This is a genomic window from Ornithinibacter sp., assembly GCF_035443565.1.
GTDB lineage: Bacteria > Actinomycetota > Actinomycetes > Actinomycetales > Dermatophilaceae > Fodinibacter.
In genome coordinates this window covers 3,211-22,143 of sequence record NZ_DAORSO010000035.1, presented here as the reverse complement: position 1 = coordinate 22,143, position 18,933 = coordinate 3,211, and the positions used below count along the sequence as shown (strand labels likewise).

Sequence of the window (18,933 nt, the reverse complement as noted above, 5' to 3'; positions counted from 1 at the left end):
TCGCCGCGCTCGGGGGCATCGACCGGTTCGACGTCGTCGTCACCCGCGACGACGTGACCGTGGGCAAGCCCGACCCGTCGGGGTACGCCCTCGCCTGCGAACGACTCGGGGTGGATGCCGGGCGCGCCCTCGCGTGCGAGGACGCACCTCAGGGGGTGGTCGCCGCCGTCGCGGCCGGGGTCGGCCACGTCGTCGGGGTGACGACGAGCTTCTCGCAGCAGGTGCTGCGCGACTCCGGGGCGCACGCGACGATGCGCGACCTCACGGGCATCCCGAACCTCCTCGGCCCGGACCACCTCAACGAGACCACCCCTGACCCACAGGCCACCACCAGTCGAGAGTAGGCAAATCGCCGCCTGCACGTGGATGCAGACGGCGATTTGCCTACTCTCGACCCGGCGCCGGGCGGGTCACTCGGCGAGGGCGCGCTCGCTGTAGCCCGAGCTCTTGCGCAGCTCGACGCTGGGCAGCATCAGCATCACGAGGAAGCCGAGCACCATGATGGCCGACCCGGTGAGGAAGACCAGGTCCATCGCCTCGGAGAACCCGATGAGGAACGGCTTGGCCAGGCGCTCGTCGAGGCCGGTCAGGAACGAGCTGTCGGACAGCACGCTGGTCGCCGCACCACCGCCGGACTGAGCCGCCGCGAACTGCTCGGCGACGGCGGCGTTGGCGGGGTCGGCCAGGGCGGCCTGGAACTCCTGCGTCGGCACGGCTGCGGCCAGCGCCGTCGTGATCTTCTCCGACGCGGTCGAGAACAGGATCGACAGGAACACGGCGGTGCCGAGCGTGCCACCGATCTGGCGGGTGAACGTGGCCGTCGAGGTGGCGACCCCGATCTGCTGCGGCGGCACGGCATTCTGCACGGCCAGGGTGAGCGGCTGGAAGTTGAAGCCCAGCCCCACACCGAACATGGTCATGACGATCATCGTCTGCCACAGCGGGGTGTCGTAGGCGACGTAGTGGAAGATGAACAGCGAGATCGTCAGCAGGGCCGAACCGACGATGGGGAAGACCCGGTAGCGGCCGGTGCGGGAGATGATCTGGCCGGACAGGATCGAGCCGATCATGATGCCGAGGGTCATCGGCAGCAGCAGCAGCCCGGCCTCGGTGGGCGTCGCACCCTTGACGATCTGCAGGTAGAGCGGCAGGGCGGCCAGGCCACCGAACATCGCGACACCGATGAGCACCGAGGCGATCGAGGCCACCCCGACGGTCTTGTTGCGGAACATCGCGAGCGGCAGGATCGCCTCCTCGCCCATGCGGTACTCCTGCCAGAGGAAGCCGATGGCCGCGACGACACCGATGACGTAGCAGATGATCGCGTTCGTCGAGCCCCAGCCCCACTCGCGGCCCTGCTCGGCGACCAGCAGCAGCGGCACGAGGGAGGTCGAGAGCAGCGCGGCCCCGGCCCAGTCGATGCGGTGGTCCAGGCGGGTGTGGCGCAGGTGCAGCGTCTTGGTCACGACGGCCAGCGCCGCGATGCCGATCGGCACGTTGACGAGGAAGACCCAGCGCCAGCCGTCGATGCCCAGGATGCTGTCCTGGCCGGCGAAGAACCCGCCGATGACCGGGCCGAGCACCGAGGCGGTGCCGAACACGGCGAGGAAGTAGCCCTGGTACTTGGCACGCTCACGCGGCGGAACGATGTCGCCGATGATCGCCAGTGCCAGCGAGAACAGACCGCCGGCGCCCAGGCCCTGCACCGCGCGGTAGAACGCGAGCGAGCCCATCGAGGTGGCGAACGTGCAGAGCACCGAACCGATGATGAACACCGAGATGGCGATGATGAACAGCTTCTTGCGGCCGTAGATGTCACCGAGCTTGCCGTACAGCGGGGTGACGATCGTCGAGGTGATGAGGTAGGCGGTGGTCGCCCAGGCCTGGTGGTTCAGGCCCTGGAGGTCGTCGGCGATGGTCCGGATGGCGGTGGCGACGATGGTCTGGTCGAGCGCGGCGAGGAACATGCCCATCATCAGGCCGATGAGGATGGTGACGATCTGCCGGTGGGTCAGCGGCCCGGCCGGGGCGTCGACCGCCGTGGCGGACGCCGCGTCAGCGGCGGGGGAGGAGGTGCTCATGACGTGGTCCTTGAGGTGAGGGTGGTCAGGGAGTTTTCGAGGTCCTTGGCGAAGTGGCGCAGGTGGGTCGAGAACTGGGCGACGTCGTCGGGGTCCCAGTCGGCGAGCAGGCCCTGCATCCAGCGGTCGCGGTCGTCGCGGATGGCCAGGAGCAGGGTGCGGCCCTCATCAGTGAGGGTGAGGGCCTGGGCGCGGCGGTCGTCCGGGTCGGGCCCACGGTCGATGAAGCCGAGGTCGACCAGGGTGCTGACCTGGCGGCTCACGGTCGAGACGTCCGAGTGGATCGCCTCTGCGAGGGCCGACACCCGCTTGGGCGCGGCGACGAGGTTGAACAGCAGCGGGTAGGCCATCGGGTCGACCTGCGGGTGCTGTCGTGGTGCGTGCTGGCGAACGAGGTGCAGCAGCTTCACCACCGTGATGAGGTCGTCGCCCAGGATGGCCGTGGGCGAGGACCGCGGTGACGTGAACGGCATCCGATCACCCTGCGTGGATAGTTGCATGAGTCAAGCAACTATATGCGGTCGTGCCGCATTCCCGCGTGGCGCACGTTTTTTCGGATGCCGGGGAGCTGGGTCAGGCGTTCGTCGCGCCGAGGTGGGCGAGCAGGTTGTGGCCGAAGCGCTGACCCATGATCGCGATGACTCCGCGCATCGCCGCGGTCACCCCCGGACGCACGAGCCCGGGGAAGGGCAGGTCGACGGTGATGGTCATCGACGTCTCGAGGTGGGTGCCCCTGGGGTGCGGGGTCAGCGCGTAGTAGCCGACGACGCCCGCCGTCTCGGCGGCGCCCGGGGCCGGGTCGTGGGTGAAGTCGATGCGGTGGGGCTCGTCGAAGGCCATGAGCTCACGGAAGGTGAACGAGAAGCTCGTGCCGAGCACGGGCACCTTGGTCAGCTGCCACACCCAGTGCTCGCCGTGCTCGGTGACCGAGTGCAGGAACGGGGTGAGGCGTGCCAGCAGGTCGGGGTCGGTGAGCACCTCCCACACGTCATTGACGTCCGCGGTGACGTCGGCCACCGAGCGGTTCGAGGTCGTGAAGGTCGCCATGGTCCCGGCCCTCAGGGGGTGATCGTCAGGGCGGCCAGGACGCGCTGCGCGACGTCGTCGTCACCGTGGATCACGACATGGGCCTCCTGCGGGCTGCGCCGGCCACCGGCGAGGCGGGTCGCGACCTGGGTCGACATCGTGAGTGACGTCGTCACGGCATCCCCGTGGTCCTCGGCGCCGCCGGTGAACAGGGGGACGCCGACGGCGCGGCCGTCCTGCTCCTCGACGCGAACCCCGGCGCGCCCGGTCGTCGGGCCGGTGAGGTCGAGCACGACCGCGTTCCCCGGCTCGATGGCGGCCGTCTTCGCGACGATGCGGGGAAGGGCCCCGAACAGCTGCGCCACGGTGTGCGACGCAGCCCCGGACTCCAGGCCGCCCGGGCGTCCGAGCGCCTCGCGGATGTCCTGTTCGTGCATCCAGATGTCGAAGACGCGGATGCCGAGCAGCGCCCCGAGCGTCGTGGGGCCGAACGGGCCGGCCACGGGGGTCTGCGCCCAGGCGGTGCCCGACCGGTAGAGCGCCAGGCGCTCGTCACGTCGCTCCTCGAGCTCGTCGAGCACCTCCTCGAGGCTGCGCCCGCGGCGGGACTCGAGGTAGCGCTCGATGCGCTCGCCGAAGGCGTGTCGCACGTGCTCGTGCCGGCTGACGTCGACGTCCGGAAGGGGTTCGCCCGCCGCCATCGCCTCGGTGCTCGCGATGTGGGCGAACTGGTCGAGCACGCTCCAGCCGGGGCAGTCGGTGGGCAGCGACTCGTCGCCGGGGCGGGTCGTTCGACCGAGGTCGATGACGTTGCGCACCGTCTGGGCGTAGGCGTCGACGAGCTCGCCGAGGTCGCTGGGCGCCGGGGGGTGCAGGGTCATCCGGCCACAGTACCTACGCTGGTGCCCATGCCCACCCGAGAGGACACCGCGATCGACACCCGCTCGTCGGCGGCTCAGCACGGCCCGGCCGGGCCGTACGGGGCGCTCGGGCTCGCCGTCGCAGCCGGTCTGGTGGCCGTGGTCGTGGCCGCGCTGATCACCGGCGCCGTGGCGCCGCTCGACCTCGGCGACCCCGGCCCGCTCGTGCGCTGGGGGGTGCCGGTGGTCTCGACGATCAGCACCCTCGCGGCCAGCGCAACCGTCGGGCTGCTCGGGTTGGCGGCCTTCCTCATGCCCGAGCGGTCGCGCACGAGCCGCCGGGTCACCGCCACCCGGTACGCCGCCGGCGCGGCCACGATCTGGGCGATCGCCGCGCTGCTCGAGGTCGTGCTCGCGTTCGCCGACCTCGCCGGCACGCCCCTGACCAGCCCCGAGCTGCTCGACCAGCTCGTCTCGTTCGTCTGGACCCTCGAGACCACCCGGGTCCTGCTCATCAGCGCCCTCGTGGCCGTGGTCGTCGCGGCGTGTGCCCGGCTGGCCACCCGCCGTGCTCCGATGGCCTGGCTCGCGGTGTTCACCCTGTTCGCCGTCGTCATCCTCGCGCTGACGGGTCACGCCGCCGGATCGGCGAGCCATGAGGATGCCGTGAACGCGTTGGCGATCCACCTCCTCGGCGTCGTGGTGTGGACCGGGGGGTTGATCGGTCTGATCGTCATGCGCCGCGGTCTCGGCTCAGACCTCGGCCCCACCGTGTCGCGCTACTCGACGGTCGCTGCCTGGTGTTTCGCCGCGGTGACCGTGACCGGCATCCAACAGGCGTGGATCCGGCTCGGGTCGTTCGATGCCATCACCACGTCCTACGGCGTGGTCGTCGCGATGAAGACCGTGGCGATCATCGCGCTCGGCGTGCTGGGCTGGTTGCACCGCCGCTCGATCGCGACCCGGTTGACGGCCAACCCCGGTGACGGCAGCGCGTTCGCCCGGCTCGCCGTCGTCGAGATCGCCGTCATGGGCGCCGCCACCGGGCTCGCCGCGGTGCTCGCGCGCAGCATCCCGCCGGTGCCCGACGCCCCGCCTGCTCCGAGCCGCATCCTCGAGCTGACCGGGTACCCGGACCCGGGGCCGATGGCATCGGGTGACTGGTTCACCGCGTGGCGGATCGACTGGCTGTTCCTCGCCGTCGCGCTCCTGGCCGTCGGGCTCTACCTGGCGGGGGTCGTGCGGTTGCGGCGGCGCGGGGACGCGTGGCCGGTGCTGCGCACGGTGTGCTGGGTGCTCGGTTGGGCGCTGTTCGTGTGGGCCACGTGTGGAGCGCCCGGTATCTGGGGGCGGGTTCTGTTCAGCGTGCACATGGTGATGCACATGGCCGTCGCGATGATCGTGCCGCTGCTGCTCGTGCCCGGGGCGCCGGTGACGCTGGCGCTGCGCACCCTCAAGGCTCGCCCCGACAAGACGTGGGGGCCGCGTGAGGTGCTGCTCCAAGTGGTGCACTCCCGGGCGATGAAGGTGCTGGCGAACCCCGTGGTCGCGGCGTGCTTCTTCTTCTTCAGCCTGGCCGCCTTCTACTGGACCGGGCTGTTCGAGCTCTCGCTGACCACCCACACCGGGCACCTGCTGATGATCGCCCACTTCCTGCTCACCGGGTACCTGTTCACCTGGGTGCTCATCGGCATCGACCCCGGGGTCCCGCGCTGGAACCCGCTCATGCTGCTCGTCATCCTGTTCGCGACGATCTCCTTCCACGCCTTCTTCGGGGTGGCGCTGACCGGCAGCGACACCTTGCTGGCCCCCGACTTCTTCACCCAGCTGAACCTGCCGTGGGGTCCGGATCCCCTGGCCGACCAGCAGCGCGCCGGTGAGATCGCCTGGGGGGTCGGCGAGGCCCCGACCCTGGTGCTCGCGGTGATCGTGGCCGTGCAGTGGTTCCGGCGGGACGAGGCCGAGTCGCGGCGCCTGGACCGGCAGGCCGACCGTGACGGCGACGCGCAGTTGCGGGCGTACAACGAGCACCTGGCGCAGCTGCGTGGAGAGACCGAGCGCTGATCCTGCCCCCGCCGTGAGTGCGGGCTGACCTCGCGCCGAGTGCGGAAGTGGTGGCTCTGGCAGCCACTTCCGCACTCACGGCAGGATGGGGGGATGCGGATCGCGGTCATTCAGCTCGCCTACGGCGACGAGGAGTCCTTCGAGGAGCGGGTCGAGCGGGTGGCCGGTCTCGTCGCAGCCCAGGCCGGGCACGACCTCGTCGTGCTGCCCGAGCTGTGGGGCGCGACGGGCTTCGACTACAGCCGCTGGCCAGGCGCCGCCCAGCCGCTCGACGGTCCGTGGGCGCGGGCGATGGCGGATGCCGCGCGCGCGGCGGGAGTCGTGCTGCATGCCGGGTCGTTCGTCGAGCGGCTGCCCGAGGCCGGGGTGGACGGGAACGACCTGGCGAACACGTCACTGCTGTTCGCTGCTGACGGCCACGTGCTTGCGACCTACCGGAAGATCCACCGGTTCGGATTCGGTTCCGGCGAGCCCAAGCTCATGGAGGCCGGCGACGACGTCGTCGTGACCGGCATCCCCCTGCGCGACGGCGGCTCGGTGACCGCGGGGCTGTCGACCTGTTACGACCTGCGCTTTCCCGAGCTCTACCGGCGGCAGGTTGCCGCCGGGGCCGAGCTGTTCGTCATCCCGGCTGCCTGGCCCGCGGCCCGCGTGGCGCACTGGACCTTGCTTGGTCGGGCCCGGGCCGTGGAGAACCAGGCCGTGGTCGTGCAGTGCAACACGGCGGGGTCGCACGGGGGGTACGAGATGGGCGGGCACAGCCAGGTCGTGTCGGCGACCGGTGCGGTGCTCGCCGCGGCCGCCGGTGACGGGCACAGTTCCGGTGGCGACGGCGGGCGAGCGGTGGAGTGCGTGCTCTCGGTGGACGTCGACCTCGCTGCGACGGCGGAGTACCGCGAGGCCTTCCCGGTGCTCGGCGACCGTCGCCTCTGACCCACCCTCCCGGCCTTGAGTGCGGAAGTGGCTGCCCTGACCGCCACTTCCGCACTCACGGCTGGAGGGTTCATGCTGGCGGCACACCCAGGGCCCGCAGGTCCGCGGCGAGCACCCAGGGCTCGTGTCGCAGCTCGTTGCTCGTGCAGCGGACCACGATGCGGGTGGGGGTGGTGAGTCGCCGCTGGCGGCGGACGTCCCCCTCGTAGTGCTGGATCTCGAGGTGGAACAGCCCGTCGACCTCGAGGACGAGTGTGCGGCCGTCCTTCAGGTGCCACTCGCAGTCGGTGAAGCGGAGCTGGCCTGAACTGTCGCGGCGCGGGACCTGGCGATCCGGGATGGCGAGCCCGGCGCCGCGGCACATCTGGAGCACATCGACCTCGGCCATCGACTGGGATCCGCCGGCGAGGTCCGTCAGCAGGCTGCGGATCGCCGGTGCGCGACGCAGCGGCTTCAGGGCCTCGACCCACGAGGCAAGTTTCGCCGCAGTGGTCAGACGCTGCTGCACCACGGCTGCCAGGACACCCATGGCCGACCGAGGATGAGGTTCATGCCCGGCCCACAACAGAACCGCTGGCTCGAGTGCGCACGTGGGCAGTGGCGATGGATGGCGCATCCGTGGCAGCGACCTGCGTGTTCGGAAGGTGACCACCCCCTCGACGGGCTCGAACGAGTGGTCATTGCCCACGAGGACGTGGACCTCATCGCGGTGCCAGTTCTTCAGACCGTGGACGGCAGCCGCGCTCAGGCCGCCGACCAGGGCACCGGGACCGCAGTGCAGCACGGCAACCCAGCGGTGCTGTTCCACGGACATGGGGCCGGTGGTCGTGGTGATGACCTCCTCGGTACGCCGCTGCCACCTGCCCGATTCCAGCTTGTTCCGCACGGTCGCGCGAGTGACCTTCAGCTCCGTGAGTTGGCGGTGGGAGAGCGCCCCCGCCTGCACCGCCGCGAGCTCCCCCCAGGTTCCCATCACCGCAGTCTGGGCGAACTGGGGGTAAGGGCCGCGAAGTTTTCCACAGCCACTCCTTGCCCTGGCCGTGAGTGCGGAAGTGGCTGTCCTGGCCACCACTTCCGCACTCACGGCGAAGAATGGGGGGATGGATGCCAGAGATGCCGTGGATGCCGTGGAGCGCGCCGTCGCCGAGCTGGTCGCCGCCCTGCCGGCCGGGGTGGTCGTCACCGAGCAGGATGCCGTCGAGAAGTACCGCTTCGACTGGACGCACGACGCCCGCGCCGGCCATCCCGCGGCGGTCGTGCGCGCTGAAGACGCCGACCACGTGGTGACGACGATGCGCTGGGCGAGCAGGCACGGAATCCCCGTCGTCCCTCGCGGAGCCGGCACCGGACTGTCGGGAGGGGCGCTCGCCGTCGACGGCGGCATCGTGCTGTCGACCGAGCGGATGCGAGCGGTCGAGATCGACGTCGACGCCAGGGTCGCCGTCGTCGAGCCCGGCGCCCTGAACGTCGAGGTCAAGCGCGCCGCCGCCGAGCACGGCCTCTGGTACCCACCCGACCCGAGCTCGTTCGAGATGTGCTCGATCGGCGGCAACATCGCCACCAACGCGGGCGGGCTGTGCTGCGTGAAGTACGGCGTGACCACCGACTACGTGCTCGGCCTCGACGTCGTCCTCGCCGACGGCACGCTGGTCACCCTCGGCGGCAAACGCGTCAAGGACGTCGCCGGGTTGTCACTCCTCAAGCTGTTCGTCGGCTCCGAGGGCACGCTCGGCGTCGTCACCAGGGCCATCCTGCGGCTCGTGCCCGGGCAGCAACCGCCGGCAACCGTCGTCGCGACCTTCCCCAGCGTCGCCGTCGCGGCCGACGCGGTGATCGCCCTGGGCCGAACGGTCCGCGCCTCGATGGTCGAGCTCATGGACCACGGCTCCATCAACGCCGTCGAGGACCACAGCCCCATGGGACTGAACCGGGATGCCGGGGCGCTCCTTCTCATCCAGTCCGACGCTCCCAGCGCGGCCCGGGCCGACGAGGTCGCGGCCGCGGTGGCCGCCTGCGAGGGTGCCGGCGCCAGTGAGGTCTTCGCGACGGACGACCCGGCCGAGGGGGAGATGTTCGTGCGGGCCCGGCGGCTGCACTTCACCGCGCTCGAGGCGCGCGGGCACGTGCTGCCCGAGGACGTCGGCGTGCCGGTGCCGCAGCTCCCGGCGCTTCTCGCGGCCGTCGCCGAGATCGCCGAACGGCACGCCCTCGAGATCCCCATGGTGGCGCACGCCGGCGACGGCAACACCCACCCGGCGATCATCTATCCGCGGGGCGACCCGGAGGCCGAGCAGCGGGCCCGGCTGGCGTTCGACGACATCATGGCCGCGGCTATCGCCCTCGGTGGCACCATCACCGGCGAGCACGGGGTGGGACGCCTCAAGGCCGGCTCGCTCGAGGCGCAGCTCGGCCCGGACGTCATGGCACTCAACCGGCGCATCAAGGTGGCCCTCGACCCGCACGGCATCCTCAACCCGGGCTCGTTCGTCTGAACGCACCCCGCCGCGACGGCGGGGACTGAGCTCGGCGGGCCGCACGCGGTCCCGGCAAACGCAGAAGTTCGGATCGAACGCAGGACTTCGATCCGAACGCAGGACCTCAGATCGCACGCAGTAATTTCCGGCGGGGATCTGAACTGGTGCGTGCCCATCGAAGTGCTGCGTGGCATCCGAACTCGCGACGTCTGAACGCGCGATCGACCGTGGCGCGCCATCCGACCACCACCGCCCCGACAACTGGCGTGCATCTGGGACACATCTCAACCACTACCGGCGGGTAGCGTCGATGGGTCACAGCCGAACCCGGCACTTCTCTCCCCCAAACAGGAGCCCTCATGTACATCGGACTCGGCATCGTCCTGTTCGTCCTCGGCGCCATCCTCGCCTTCGCCCTGAACATCGACATCCCGGGGGTCAGCGACGACACCCTGGGCTACATCCTCATGGGCGCAGGCGTCGTGGCGATCCTGCTGTCCTTCCTCGCGACCCGCCGCACGGCCGCCGGCTACTCGGCCACCCGCGAGAGCCACGTCGACCCCGCAACCGGCAGCCGCATCGACCGCACCGACGTCGACCCCCGCTGAGCCTGCGCGCAGCGCCGCAACGACGAACGGCCCACCCCGCACGCGGGGTGGGCCGTTCGGTTCTCGTGGTGCGGGGCGGGCACACGCAAAGGGGCTGCGCGCCCGCCCCGGGTTCAGGGGTCGAGGCCCGAAGGCCCCGACCGGATGGGGCAGTGACTCAGAAGGCCGACTCGGGCACGTCCATGAGCATCGAGTCGGTGGCCTCGGCCATCGCCCGCTCGGCGCTCAGTCGGGGCAGCACCTGCCGGGCGTAGAACTGCGCCGCCGCCACCTTACCCTCGTAGAAGTCCTTGTCCTTGCCCGAGGCACCGGCGGCAAGGGCGTCCAGGGCCACCGCGGCCTGACGCAGCAGCAGCCACCCGACGACGAGGTCGCCCGCGGACAGCAGCAGCCGTGAGGTGTTCTGGCCGACCGAGTAGATGTTCGTGATCTCGCCGCCGTTGCGCGGGTCGGACTTCATCAGCTCGCCGACCATGAACCCGAGGATGCCCTGCACGTCCTCCAGGCCCTGGCCGAGCAGCTCGCGGTCGCGGTCGAGGCGGCCGTCGTGGGCGCCGAGGTCCTTGGCGAACTCCTGCATCTGCGAGGACAGGAAGGTCAGCGCCTGGCCCTTGTCGCGCACGATCTTGCGGAAGAAGAAGTCCAGGCCCTGAATGGCCGTGGTCCCTTCATACAGCGTGTCGATCTTCGCGTCACGCACGTACTGCTCGATCGGGTAGTCCTGGAGGAACCCGGACCCGCCGAAGGTCTGCAGCGACTCGGTGCCGAGCAGCACCCAGGCACGCTCGGAACCCAGGCCCTTGACGATGGGCAGGAGCAGGTCGTTGACCCGGCTGGCGATGTCGGCGGCCGAGCCGCGCTCGAACTCCTCCGAGCCCGTGGTCAGGCGGGCCTGGTCGACGATGTCCTGCTGGCTGGCGGTGAAGAGCACGAGCGCACGCAGGCCCTCGGCGTACGCCTTCTGGGTCATCAGCGAGCGGCGCACGTCGGGGTGGTGCGTGATCGTCACGCGAGGAGCGGTCTTGTCGGTCGACTGGGTGAGGTCGGCGCCCTGGACGCGCTGCTTGGCGTAGTCGAGGGCATTGAGGTAGCCGGTCGACAGCGTCGCGATGGCCTTGGTGCCGACCATCATCCGGGCGTTCTCGATGACGTGGAACATCTGGGCGATGCCGTCGTGGACGTCGCCGAGCAGGGTGCCCACGGCCGGGCGCTCGCCGCCGAAGGTCAGCTCGCAGGTCGTGGAGACCTTCAGGCCCATCTTCTTCTCGACGTTGGTGACGTAGACGCCGTTGCGCTCGCCGAGCTCACCGGTCTCGAGGTCGACCTCGTACTTGCTCAGCACGAACAGCGACAGGCCCTTGGTGCCGGGGCCGGCGCCCTCGGGGCGCGCGAGCACGAAGTGGACGACGTTGTCGACCATGTCGGACTCGGCGCTGGTGATGAAGCGCTTGACGCCGGAGATGGTCCACGTGCCGTCGCCGTTGTCGACCGCCTTGGTGCGGCCGGCGCCGACGTCCGACCCGGCATCCGGCTCGGTGAGCACCATCGTGCAGTGCCAGCCCTTGTCGGCGATCCACTGGGCGAGCTTCTTCTGCTCGTCGTTGCCCAGGGCGTGGAGCAGCTTGGCGAAGCCGTACGACGCAGCGAACATCGCCACGGCCGGGTTCGACCCGAGGAGCATCTCGTTGACGCCCCAACGCACGCTCGGCGGGACGACCGTGCCGCCGAGCTCGGCGTTGAGGTCGATGCTCCAGAACCCGCTGTCGCGGTAGGCGTTGAACGATTTCGCGAACGACTCGGGCATCGTCACGGCCTGCGTCTTCGGGTCGTAGACGGGCGGGTGGCGGTCGGAGTCCTCGAAGGACTCGGCGAGCTCGTTCTCCGCCAGGCGCGCGACCTCCTTGAGCATCTCGCGCGCGGTGTCGACGTCCACCTCCTCGTAGGGGCCCGTGCCCAGGACGTCGCCGCGGCCGAGCACCTCGAAGAGGTTGAACTCGATGTCTCGCAGATTGCTCTTGTAGTGGCCCATGACGGTGTCCCTCCGGGGTGCAGGTGAGCGCTTGCTTACCAGTGTGCTACCCGGCGGTAACAAAAAACAAGGGGGATGCCGTGACTCACCTCACGTCGGTCAGGTCACGAAGCGCACCCAGTTGGCTTTGACACCGATCTGCACCCGGTCCACGGGGGTGAGAGTGCCGTCGTCGCCGACCTCGAGCAGCTGGGCGTGTGTCGACCCTTCGCCGACCGCGACGACGAAGCGGCCGTCGGGGCTCACGCCGAACCCGCGCGGGGTGGTCTCTGTCGGGGTGAAGCCGAGCACCGGCCCGAGCTCGCCGCCCGGGCCCAGCGTGGTCACCGCCAACTGCGACGAGGTGCGCTCCGAGGTGATGAGGTGCCCACCGGCGCGGTGGATGTCGGCGCCCCAGATGAGGTGCCCGGCGATCGGGTCGGCGCCGATCCTGCTGTGGTGCAGCCCGGCATCCGGGTCGGTGACGGTGACGGACTCGGCGGGGTGCAGCCTGCCGTCGGCGTCCACGGTGTAGCGGATGGCCTCGCCGGAGAACTCGGTGACGAGGTAGACGCTGGCCGCGCCACCGACGTGTTCGACGACGAGGTGGCGGGGGCCGCTGCCCGTGGGGGCGGGGACGGTCGGCGGATCGAGCGGGGTGAGGGTGCCGCTGGCGTCGGAGGCCATCGCGAACTGGGCGATGAGGTCGTCACCGAGCGAGGCGGCGTAGACGCGCAGGGTGTCAATGGCATCAGCATCCGCATCGGCGCCGTCGACAGAGAGGTGGTGCACGAGCACCGAGTGCAGGTTGCGGTGCTCGAAGCGCGAGTGCGCGGTACCCAGGGAGCCCGGGCTGCCCGAGGACCCGCCCTCGACCGGCCAGACCGCACCGAAGTCACCGCCGTACGAGACGCCGAGCAGCGAACGCCCGTCGGGAGTCAGGGCCAGGTAGGACAGTGACCCCTCCACCGGGGTGCGCGCGATCTCGGTGAGGATGCCGGTCTCCCGGTCGAGTGTGAGCGTCGCGATACCGGGTGGGTCACCCTTGAACGCGGCGTACACGTGGTCGTGGTCGGGGTCGATGGCGAAGGTGCTGCAGCCGGGCAGGTCGGCCGAGGTCGCGAGCACCTCGAGGTGGGGGTCCGGCTCGCGGTGCAGGCGCAGGGCGCTGATCGTGCCGTCGCCGGCGTTGGCGATGAGCAGCAGGTCGTTCGTGGTGGTCATGCCAGCCGAGCATAGGGACCTGTCCAGACAGCGACCGGTGGTGATTTCGGGCCAGAACCGTGTGGTGGGCATCACGGCTGATCCTCATCCTCGTGCGGTGAGTGTGATCCATGTCCGCCCATGACAACGACGACGTCATCTTCCGGTTGTTGGCGTTCGTCATCATGGCCGGCTGTCTGGTGCTCGCTGCCTCGATCCCCGACCTGTTCGCCGACGGCAAGTCCACGCTCGCGGCGTCACGGGGCCACGGAGGCCACCGGTTCGGTGGGGCCCGAGATGCTGCCGCTCATCATCGGCGGGCTGGTCATCGTCTTCGCGATGTGGTGGCTGTACTCCAAGCGTGAGAACGCCGACCTCGTCGAGGACGACCGCACGATCTTCATCTTCGGCTGCGACCGCAGCGAGAGCTCCGACCGCACGGTTGGGCTCCTCCTGAGCGCCGCAGTCGTGATCTTCCTGCTCTGCCTCGGTGGGCTGCACGCCATTCACGCCGACCGACCCGCGGTCGCCATGGTGCCCGTCATCGCGCTGAGCGCGGCAGCCGTCGCCGAGCACGTCGTGGACTCCAGCCGGAAGGTCAGCGCCTAGTCTGGCGGTCATGGTGAGCAACGGGTCCCGCGAGCAGGTGCTCACGCGCGCCCAGGCAGCCCTCGAGGCAGGTGCGGCCTGGCGTGCGCGCGACCTCTTGGCCGCCCACGTCGAGGCGGTCAAGGACCCCGAGGCGATGGCGCTGCTCGGTGAGGTCTACGAGGGCATGGGTGACCTGCCCCGTGCCGGTGCCATCTGGTTCGCCACCGGCGCCAAGGGTGATCAGGTGGATGCCGCGGTGGCGGCGTGGCGTGCCCAGTCGGGTGACGATTTCGCCGCCATGTGGTGGTCGCTGCCGGCATCCGTGCGGGTCGACCCGCTGCCGCGCCGGATCGAGGCGCTGCGCGAGCGGGCCCGTGCGGCGGGAGGTGACGTCGACGCGGAGGTGTCGCGGACGGCATCCGACGTGGTTGATCCACACCCCGACGCCTCGTCCGTGGAGCCTGCGGCCACGCCGAGCACCGAGCTGACGGCTCACCCCTCTGCTGATGCCGAGGAGGAGGAGGGGAAGTTCGACGCCTCGTGGTTCGTCGCGTGGGTGCTCGCCGTGCTGTTCGTGGTGTTCGCGGTGATCGGGTTCGTGACGGCGCTGGGCTGGGTCGTCCCGGGCTGAGCCCACCCGCCAGGTGTGAGCGGACCGGGGCTGGGATGATCGGCGGGTGAGCCAGGAGAGCGAGCCGTCAGACGCCAGAGCCGCCCGTCGCCAGCAGGCGCGCGAGAACGCCGAGTACCACCGACTCGCTGCCGAGCGGGCAGCGCAGGCCGAGGCGCGCGCCACGGCACCGATGGTGGCGGCCTTCGCCGAGGCGATGCGGGCCGCGGGCATCGAGCCCACCCGGTTGCGGGCGATGCCCTACAGCGGCAAGGGCACCCTGCGCACGGATGTCGACGGGTGGTACGTGCGGCGCGATCGCCGCAACGCCGTGGGGGTGGACGGCCGCTGGTACGTCCTCGTTGCCGCGCCGAGCCTGCGCGGCCGGCTGGTCGGCATCCACGTCGACCCGAGTGACGCCCCGATGCAGGTCGGTGCCGGCGGGCGGGACGGCGACTCGGTCGCGCTGGACGTTCTGCTGCAACTGCGGCTGGATGCCGGGAGCGACTTCCCGTCCTGAGGCTCGCCCATGCTCATCGAGCGGCGACCGAGGAACATGGCGCCCGAGTTGGGCTGGAACGCAGTGATGCTGTGGAGCCGATGACGGGAATCGAACCCGCGTGTCCAGCTTGGGAAGCTGGCGCTCTACCATTGAGCTACATCGGCACGCCGCCCGGACGGGGCCCGAAGCGGCGTCGGAAGTCTAACCCAAGCGCGGTGCGGCGGTCGTCACGGCATCCGGGGTTCGCACCCGAAGCTTCACCATCGCACCAGTTATGTAGTGGTGCGCAGGTGAAGGTCCTGGCATCGGGCGAGAAAGTTCGGCGGGGGTGGAGGGGCAGTCGGCGGTAGCCTTCCCCTCGTGCTGCTCTCCGACCGCGACATCAGGGCCGAGATCGACAACGGGCGGGTTGTCCTCGACCCGTGGGATCCCGCGATGATCCAGCCCAGCAGCGTCGACGTGCGCCTCGACAAGTACTTCCGGCTGTTCGACAACCACAAGTACCCGGTCATCGACCCCTCGCAGGACCAGCCCGACCTCACGCGCCTCGTCGAGGTCGACCCCTCCGACGGGTTCGTGCTGCACCCCGGCGAGTTCGTGCTCGGAAGCACCCTCGAGGCCGTGACCCTGCCCGACGACCTCGCCGCCCGCGTCGAGGGCAAGTCCAGCCTGGGTCGCCTCGGCCTGCTCACCCACGCCACCGCCGGCTTCGTCGACCCTGGGTTCACCGGCCACGTCACCCTCGAGCTCAGCAACGTCGCGACCCTGCCGATCATGCTCTGGCCGGGCATGAAGATCGGCCAGCTGGCCTTCTTCCGGCTCTCCTCCCCGGCCGAACACCCCTACGGCTCGGCCACCTACGGCTCGCACTACCAGGGCCAGCGAGGCCCGACGGCCAGCCGCAGCTTCGCGAGCTTCCACCGCGCCGACGTGTGACCACCCCCAGCGCCGCGAGCGCACGCAGGCTGCTCTCAGCCGAGGGCGGTGACGGCGCCGAGTTGCGCGGTCATGCCCCGCCGCACCCCAAGGGCCTCGCCCTCGTCATCCACGGCGGCGCCGAGACTGGAACCGACACCGTCACCTGGCGTCGACTCGCGGTCCTGCGGATGGTGCCCTTCGCTTCGGTGATCAGCCGCCGAGCAGGCGACGACGTCGCAGTGCTCCGCCTGAAGAACCGCGTCCGCGGCTGGAACGGCCCCGCCGAGGACCCCCTGCGCGACGCCCGCTGGGCGCTGGACCGCATCCGCGAGGTGCACCCCGGCATCCCCATCGCCCTCGTCGGTCACTCGATGGGCGGCCGGGTCGTGCTCCGCCTCGCGGACGAGCCCGACGTCGTGGGGGTGACGGCGCTCGCCCCCTGGATCGCGGGCGACGCGCGCGAGCCGCGCCCCGGCATCCCCGCCCTGCTCATGCACGGCAGCCGCGACCGCATCACCGACCCGGCCCGCACCGCGATCCTCGCCTCGCGCTACGCGGCCGCAGGGGTCGACGTGCGCCACGACGTCGTCGACGGCGGCGACCACGCCATGCTGCGCCACGCCGGCCGCTGGCACGACACCGTCGCAGGATTCGTCAGCGAGGCTCTTGCCGGGCCAGGCCGAACCAGCTGACGACCCCACCGAGCGCCAACAGCGCCGCGCACCACAGCATCGCCCCGCGGAACCCGGCCGTCATCGCGTCGAGGTCGAGGTAGTCGTCGCCGCTCAGCCCCACCAGCGCGGGCAGTGCCGCCACCGCCAGCAGCGACCCCGCCCGAGCGACCGCGTTGTTCACGCCACTGGCAGCACCGGCATACCGCCCGGGCGCAGCCGCCAGCACCGTCGCCGTCAGCGGTGACACGAGCAGCGCGAGCCCGAGCGAGAACACGACCATGCCCGGCAGCACCCGAGGCCACGTGGCCCCACCCGCGACGAGCAGCAGCAGCAACGCCCCGACGGCGCACAGCAGCGGCCCGACCGTCATCGGGATCCGCGGCCCGATCCGCGCCGACAGCGCCGCCGCCCGGCTCGAGAACAGCAGCAGCGCCACGGTGATCGGCAGACCCGACAGCCCCGCCTCGAGCGCCCCCCACCCGGCCGCCTGAAGCTGCAGCACCGTGAACAGCGACACCCCGCCGAGCGCCCCGTAGACGAGCACCGTCATCGCGTTCGCCGCCGTGAACACCCGCGAGCTGAACAGGCTCGGGGGAACGAGTGGGGATGCCGTGCGCCTCTCGACCGCGATCCATGCCACCACGGCCAGGGCCGCCACGGCCCAGGCCACCACCAGCACGGTGGTCGACGCCTCCGTCGTTGCGGTCAGGGCGAAGGTCGCAGCGCCCAGCGCCACGACGGTGAGCACCGCACCGGGGACGTCGAAGCGTCCCGTGGCAGCGGCATCCCGACTCTCCGGCGCCCGGCGCACCAACGCGATCGCCGCGACGCACAACGGGACGTTGATGGCGAAGATCCACCGCCAGCTCGCGTGGTCGACCAGCCAGCCCCCGAGCAGCGGCCCCACTGCCGCCGCCACCCCGGACACCCCGGCCCAGGTGCCGATCGCCGCCGCCCGGTCCTGCGCGCGGAAGGCGCTCTGGATCAGCGCCAGCGCCCCGGGCGTGAGCAGCGCCGCGCCGACGCCCTGCAGCACTCTCAGCCCGATGAGCTGACCCGGGCTCTGCGCCGCCGCACACGCCACCGACGCGAGCATGAACCACCAGACACCCACGAGGTAGACCCGCCGCCGGCCCCACCGGTCGCCGAGCGCACCCCCGACGAGCACGAGCGAGGCCAGCGCGAGCAGGTACCCGTTGACCACCCACTGCAGCTGGGCCAGCGAGGCGCCGAGGTCACTGCCGATCGAGCGCAGCGCGACGTTGACGACCGACCCGTCGAGGATCGCCACCGCCGAGCCGAGGATCAGCCCCGACAGCACCAGCTGCCCGCGTCGGGAGTCGCGGGCGAGCAGATCGGCGTCGGGGGAGTCGGTGGGCGAGGTGGCGGGCACGCCGTATCCGTATCACGGACGTTCGACGGATGCCGCGCCCCTGCGTCGTTGCCGCCCTCCTGTCGGTTTGCTCGACTAGGTTTGAGGACCACGCCGACACCACCCGCTGGGGGCACCTGATGATCCGGTTCGATGCCGTGACCAAGCAGTTCCCTGACGGCACCATCGCGGTCGACGACCTCACCCTCACCGCGCCCACCGGCAAGATCACCGTGCTCGTCGGGCCCTCGGGGTGTGGCAAGACGACGAGCCTGCGCATGGTCAACCGGATGATCGAGCCCACGAGCGGCACCATCAGCCTCGACGGCCAGGACACCGGCCGCATGAACGCCGCCGAGCTGCGCCGCGGCATCGGGTACGTCATCCAGCACGCCGGCCTCTTCCCGCACCGCACCGTGCTCGACAACATCGGCACCGTCCCGCGGCTGCTCGGCTGGGACAAGAAGCGCATCCGCGACGTGTCGGCCGAGCTGCTCGAACGCGTCGGCCTGGCCCCCGAGCTGGGGGCGCGCTACCCGGCCCAGCTCTCGGGCGGGCAGCAGCAGCGGGTCGGGGTGGCCCGTGCCCTGGCCGCAGACCCCCCGGTCATGCTCATGGACGAGCCGTTCTCCGCGGTCGACCCCGTCGTGCGCGACCAGCTGCAGGACGAGTTCCTGCGCCTTCAGTCCGAGCTCGGCAAGACCATCCTGTTCGTGACGCACGACATCGACGAGGCCATCAAGCTCGGGGACCAGGTGGCCGTGCTGCGTGTCGGCGGCAGGCTCGCGCAGGTCGCCGAGCCCGCGTACCTGCTCGCCCACCCGGCCGATGACTTCGTCGCCGACTTCGTGGGGCGCGACCGCGGGTACCGCGCCCTGCAGTTCCAGCAGGTGCCGCGACTGCCGCTGCGCGCCGAACCCACCGTGCTCCTTGGCGAAGTTCCCCCACCCTCGGATGCCGCGTGGTTGCTCGTCGTCGACGGCTCCCGTCGCCCGGTCGGCTGGGTCGA

20 protein-coding genes and 1 tRNA gene are annotated in these 18,933 nt (G+C 70.9%); 12 read left to right on the top strand and 9 right to left on the bottom strand.

Translation table 11 applies throughout. The annotated features are described in order from the left end of the window. Positions 1-344 (top strand): HAD-IA family hydrolase (locus PLL68_RS06125; RefSeq protein WP_324532637.1); only part of this gene is annotated, 344 nt, incomplete at its 5' end. A gap of 66 nt (positions 345-410) precedes the next feature. Here PLL68_RS06125 and PLL68_RS06120 read toward each other — a convergent pair. The 4 genes from PLL68_RS06120 to PLL68_RS06105 all read right to left on the bottom strand — a co-directional run bounded on the left by PLL68_RS06120 (position 411) and on the right by PLL68_RS06105 (position 3,988). Continuing rightward, positions 411-2,081, bottom strand: a complete 1,671-nt coding sequence (locus PLL68_RS06120; protein ID WP_324532635.1) for an MDR family MFS transporter — start codon at positions 2,079-2,081, stop codon at positions 411-413. Beyond that, a complete protein-coding gene (locus PLL68_RS06115; RefSeq protein WP_324532633.1) occupies positions 2,078-2,581 on the bottom strand; it encodes a MarR family winged helix-turn-helix transcriptional regulator in 504 nt (167 codons plus the stop codon). Before PLL68_RS06115 ends, PLL68_RS06120 begins: the two co-directional genes overlap by 4 nt. A 73-nt stretch (positions 2,582-2,654) precedes the next feature. Next, entirely contained in the window at positions 2,655-3,128 is a 474-nt protein-coding gene (locus tag PLL68_RS06110; RefSeq protein ID WP_324532631.1) for an SRPBCC family protein, read from the bottom strand. Positions 3,129-3,139: 11 nt separating this feature from the next. Then, a complete protein-coding gene (locus tag PLL68_RS06105; protein WP_324532629.1) occupies positions 3,140-3,988 on the bottom strand; it encodes a maleylpyruvate isomerase family mycothiol-dependent enzyme in 849 nt (282 codons plus the stop codon). A gap of 27 nt (positions 3,989-4,015) precedes the next feature. Here PLL68_RS06105 and PLL68_RS06100 point away from each other — a divergent pair, with 27 nt between their 5' ends. Together PLL68_RS06100 and PLL68_RS06095 are read left to right on the top strand one after the other, a co-directional pair. Beyond that, entirely contained in the window at positions 4,016-6,031 is a 2,016-nt protein-coding gene (locus PLL68_RS06100) for a bifunctional copper resistance protein CopD/cytochrome c oxidase assembly protein (protein ID WP_324532627.1), read from the top strand. 93 nt (positions 6,032-6,124) lie between these two features. Next, positions 6,125-6,964: a nitrilase-related carbon-nitrogen hydrolase gene (locus PLL68_RS06095; protein ID WP_324532625.1), complete on the top strand. Its 840-nt coding sequence runs from the start codon at positions 6,125-6,127 to the stop codon at positions 6,962-6,964. A gap of 70 nt (positions 6,965-7,034) precedes the next feature. Here PLL68_RS06095 and PLL68_RS06090 read toward each other — a convergent pair whose 3' ends face one another. Then, on the bottom strand, positions 7,035-7,937 hold the full coding sequence (locus tag PLL68_RS06090) for a putative endonuclease domain-containing protein (protein WP_324532623.1): 903 nt from the start codon (positions 7,935-7,937) through the stop codon (positions 7,035-7,037). A gap of 127 nt (positions 7,938-8,064) precedes the next feature. Here PLL68_RS06090 and PLL68_RS06085 point away from each other — a divergent pair, with 127 nt between their 5' ends. After that, the gene (locus tag PLL68_RS06085) at positions 8,065-9,456 is read left to right on the top strand and encodes an FAD-binding oxidoreductase (RefSeq protein WP_324532621.1); all 1,392 of its coding nucleotides are present in this window, start codon (positions 8,065-8,067) and stop codon (positions 9,454-9,456) included. Between the two features lie 341 nt (positions 9,457-9,797). Further along, entirely contained in the window at positions 9,798-10,046 is a 249-nt protein-coding gene (locus PLL68_RS06080; protein WP_324532619.1) for a DUF6458 family protein, read from the top strand. Positions 10,047-10,203: 157 nt separating this feature from the next. Here PLL68_RS06080 and PLL68_RS06075 read toward each other — a convergent pair whose 3' ends face one another. Together PLL68_RS06075 and PLL68_RS06070 are read right to left on the bottom strand one after the other, a co-directional pair. Continuing rightward, positions 10,204-12,075: an acyl-CoA dehydrogenase gene (locus PLL68_RS06075; protein ID WP_324532617.1), complete on the bottom strand. Its 1,872-nt coding sequence runs from the start codon at positions 12,073-12,075 to the stop codon at positions 10,204-10,206. A 99-nt stretch (positions 12,076-12,174) separates the two neighbouring features. Then, entirely contained in the window at positions 12,175-13,278 is a 1,104-nt protein-coding gene (locus PLL68_RS06070; protein WP_324532615.1) for a lactonase family protein, read from the bottom strand. A gap of 110 nt (positions 13,279-13,388) precedes the next feature. On the opposite strand from PLL68_RS06070, the gene PLL68_RS06065 reads away from it, so the two are divergent. The 4 genes from PLL68_RS06065 to PLL68_RS06050 are packed head-to-tail and all read left to right on the top strand — an operon-like array spanning position 13,389 to position 14,978. Next, positions 13,389-13,622 (top strand): hypothetical protein, encoded by a 234-nt coding sequence (locus PLL68_RS06065; RefSeq protein WP_324532613.1) that lies wholly within the window; start codon positions 13,389-13,391, stop codon positions 13,620-13,622. Further along, on the top strand, positions 13,555-13,866 hold the full coding sequence (locus tag PLL68_RS06060; RefSeq protein ID WP_324532611.1) for a hypothetical protein: 312 nt from the start codon (positions 13,555-13,557) through the stop codon (positions 13,864-13,866). Before PLL68_RS06065 ends, PLL68_RS06060 begins: the two co-directional genes overlap by 68 nt. A 10-nt stretch (positions 13,867-13,876) precedes the next feature. Further along, positions 13,877-14,479 (top strand): DUF6584 family protein, encoded by a 603-nt coding sequence (locus tag PLL68_RS06055; RefSeq protein WP_324532609.1) that lies wholly within the window; start codon positions 13,877-13,879, stop codon positions 14,477-14,479. 46 nt (positions 14,480-14,525) lie between these two features. Further along, positions 14,526-14,978: a hypothetical protein gene (locus tag PLL68_RS06050; RefSeq protein WP_324532607.1), complete on the top strand. Its 453-nt coding sequence runs from the start codon at positions 14,526-14,528 to the stop codon at positions 14,976-14,978. A gap of 72 nt (positions 14,979-15,050) precedes the next feature. Here PLL68_RS06050 and PLL68_RS06045 read toward each other — a convergent pair. Then, positions 15,051-15,124: transfer RNA gene (locus PLL68_RS06045), tRNA-Gly, on the bottom strand. A gap of 196 nt (positions 15,125-15,320) precedes the next feature. Between PLL68_RS06045 and dcd the strand changes: the two genes are divergently transcribed. Both dcd and PLL68_RS06035 read left to right on the top strand, forming a co-directional pair. Further along, on the top strand, positions 15,321-15,896 hold the full coding sequence (gene dcd / locus PLL68_RS06040; RefSeq protein ID WP_324532605.1) for a dCTP deaminase: 576 nt from the start codon (positions 15,321-15,323) through the stop codon (positions 15,894-15,896). Continuing rightward, positions 15,893-16,570 (top strand): alpha/beta hydrolase, encoded by a 678-nt coding sequence (locus PLL68_RS06035; RefSeq protein ID WP_324532603.1) that lies wholly within the window; start codon positions 15,893-15,895, stop codon positions 16,568-16,570. Before dcd ends, PLL68_RS06035 begins: the two co-directional genes overlap by 4 nt. Here the strand turns inward: PLL68_RS06035 and PLL68_RS06030 are convergent. Next, positions 16,533-17,945 (bottom strand): MFS transporter, encoded by a 1,413-nt coding sequence (locus tag PLL68_RS06030; protein WP_324532601.1) that lies wholly within the window; start codon positions 17,943-17,945, stop codon positions 16,533-16,535. The two genes, PLL68_RS06035 and PLL68_RS06030, sit on opposite strands and share 38 nt — an antisense overlap. A 119-nt stretch (positions 17,946-18,064) precedes the next feature. Here PLL68_RS06030 and PLL68_RS06025 point away from each other — a divergent pair. Next, positions 18,065-18,933: ABC transporter ATP-binding protein (locus PLL68_RS06025; protein WP_324532598.1), on the top strand; the 869-nt coding region annotated here is incomplete at its 3' end.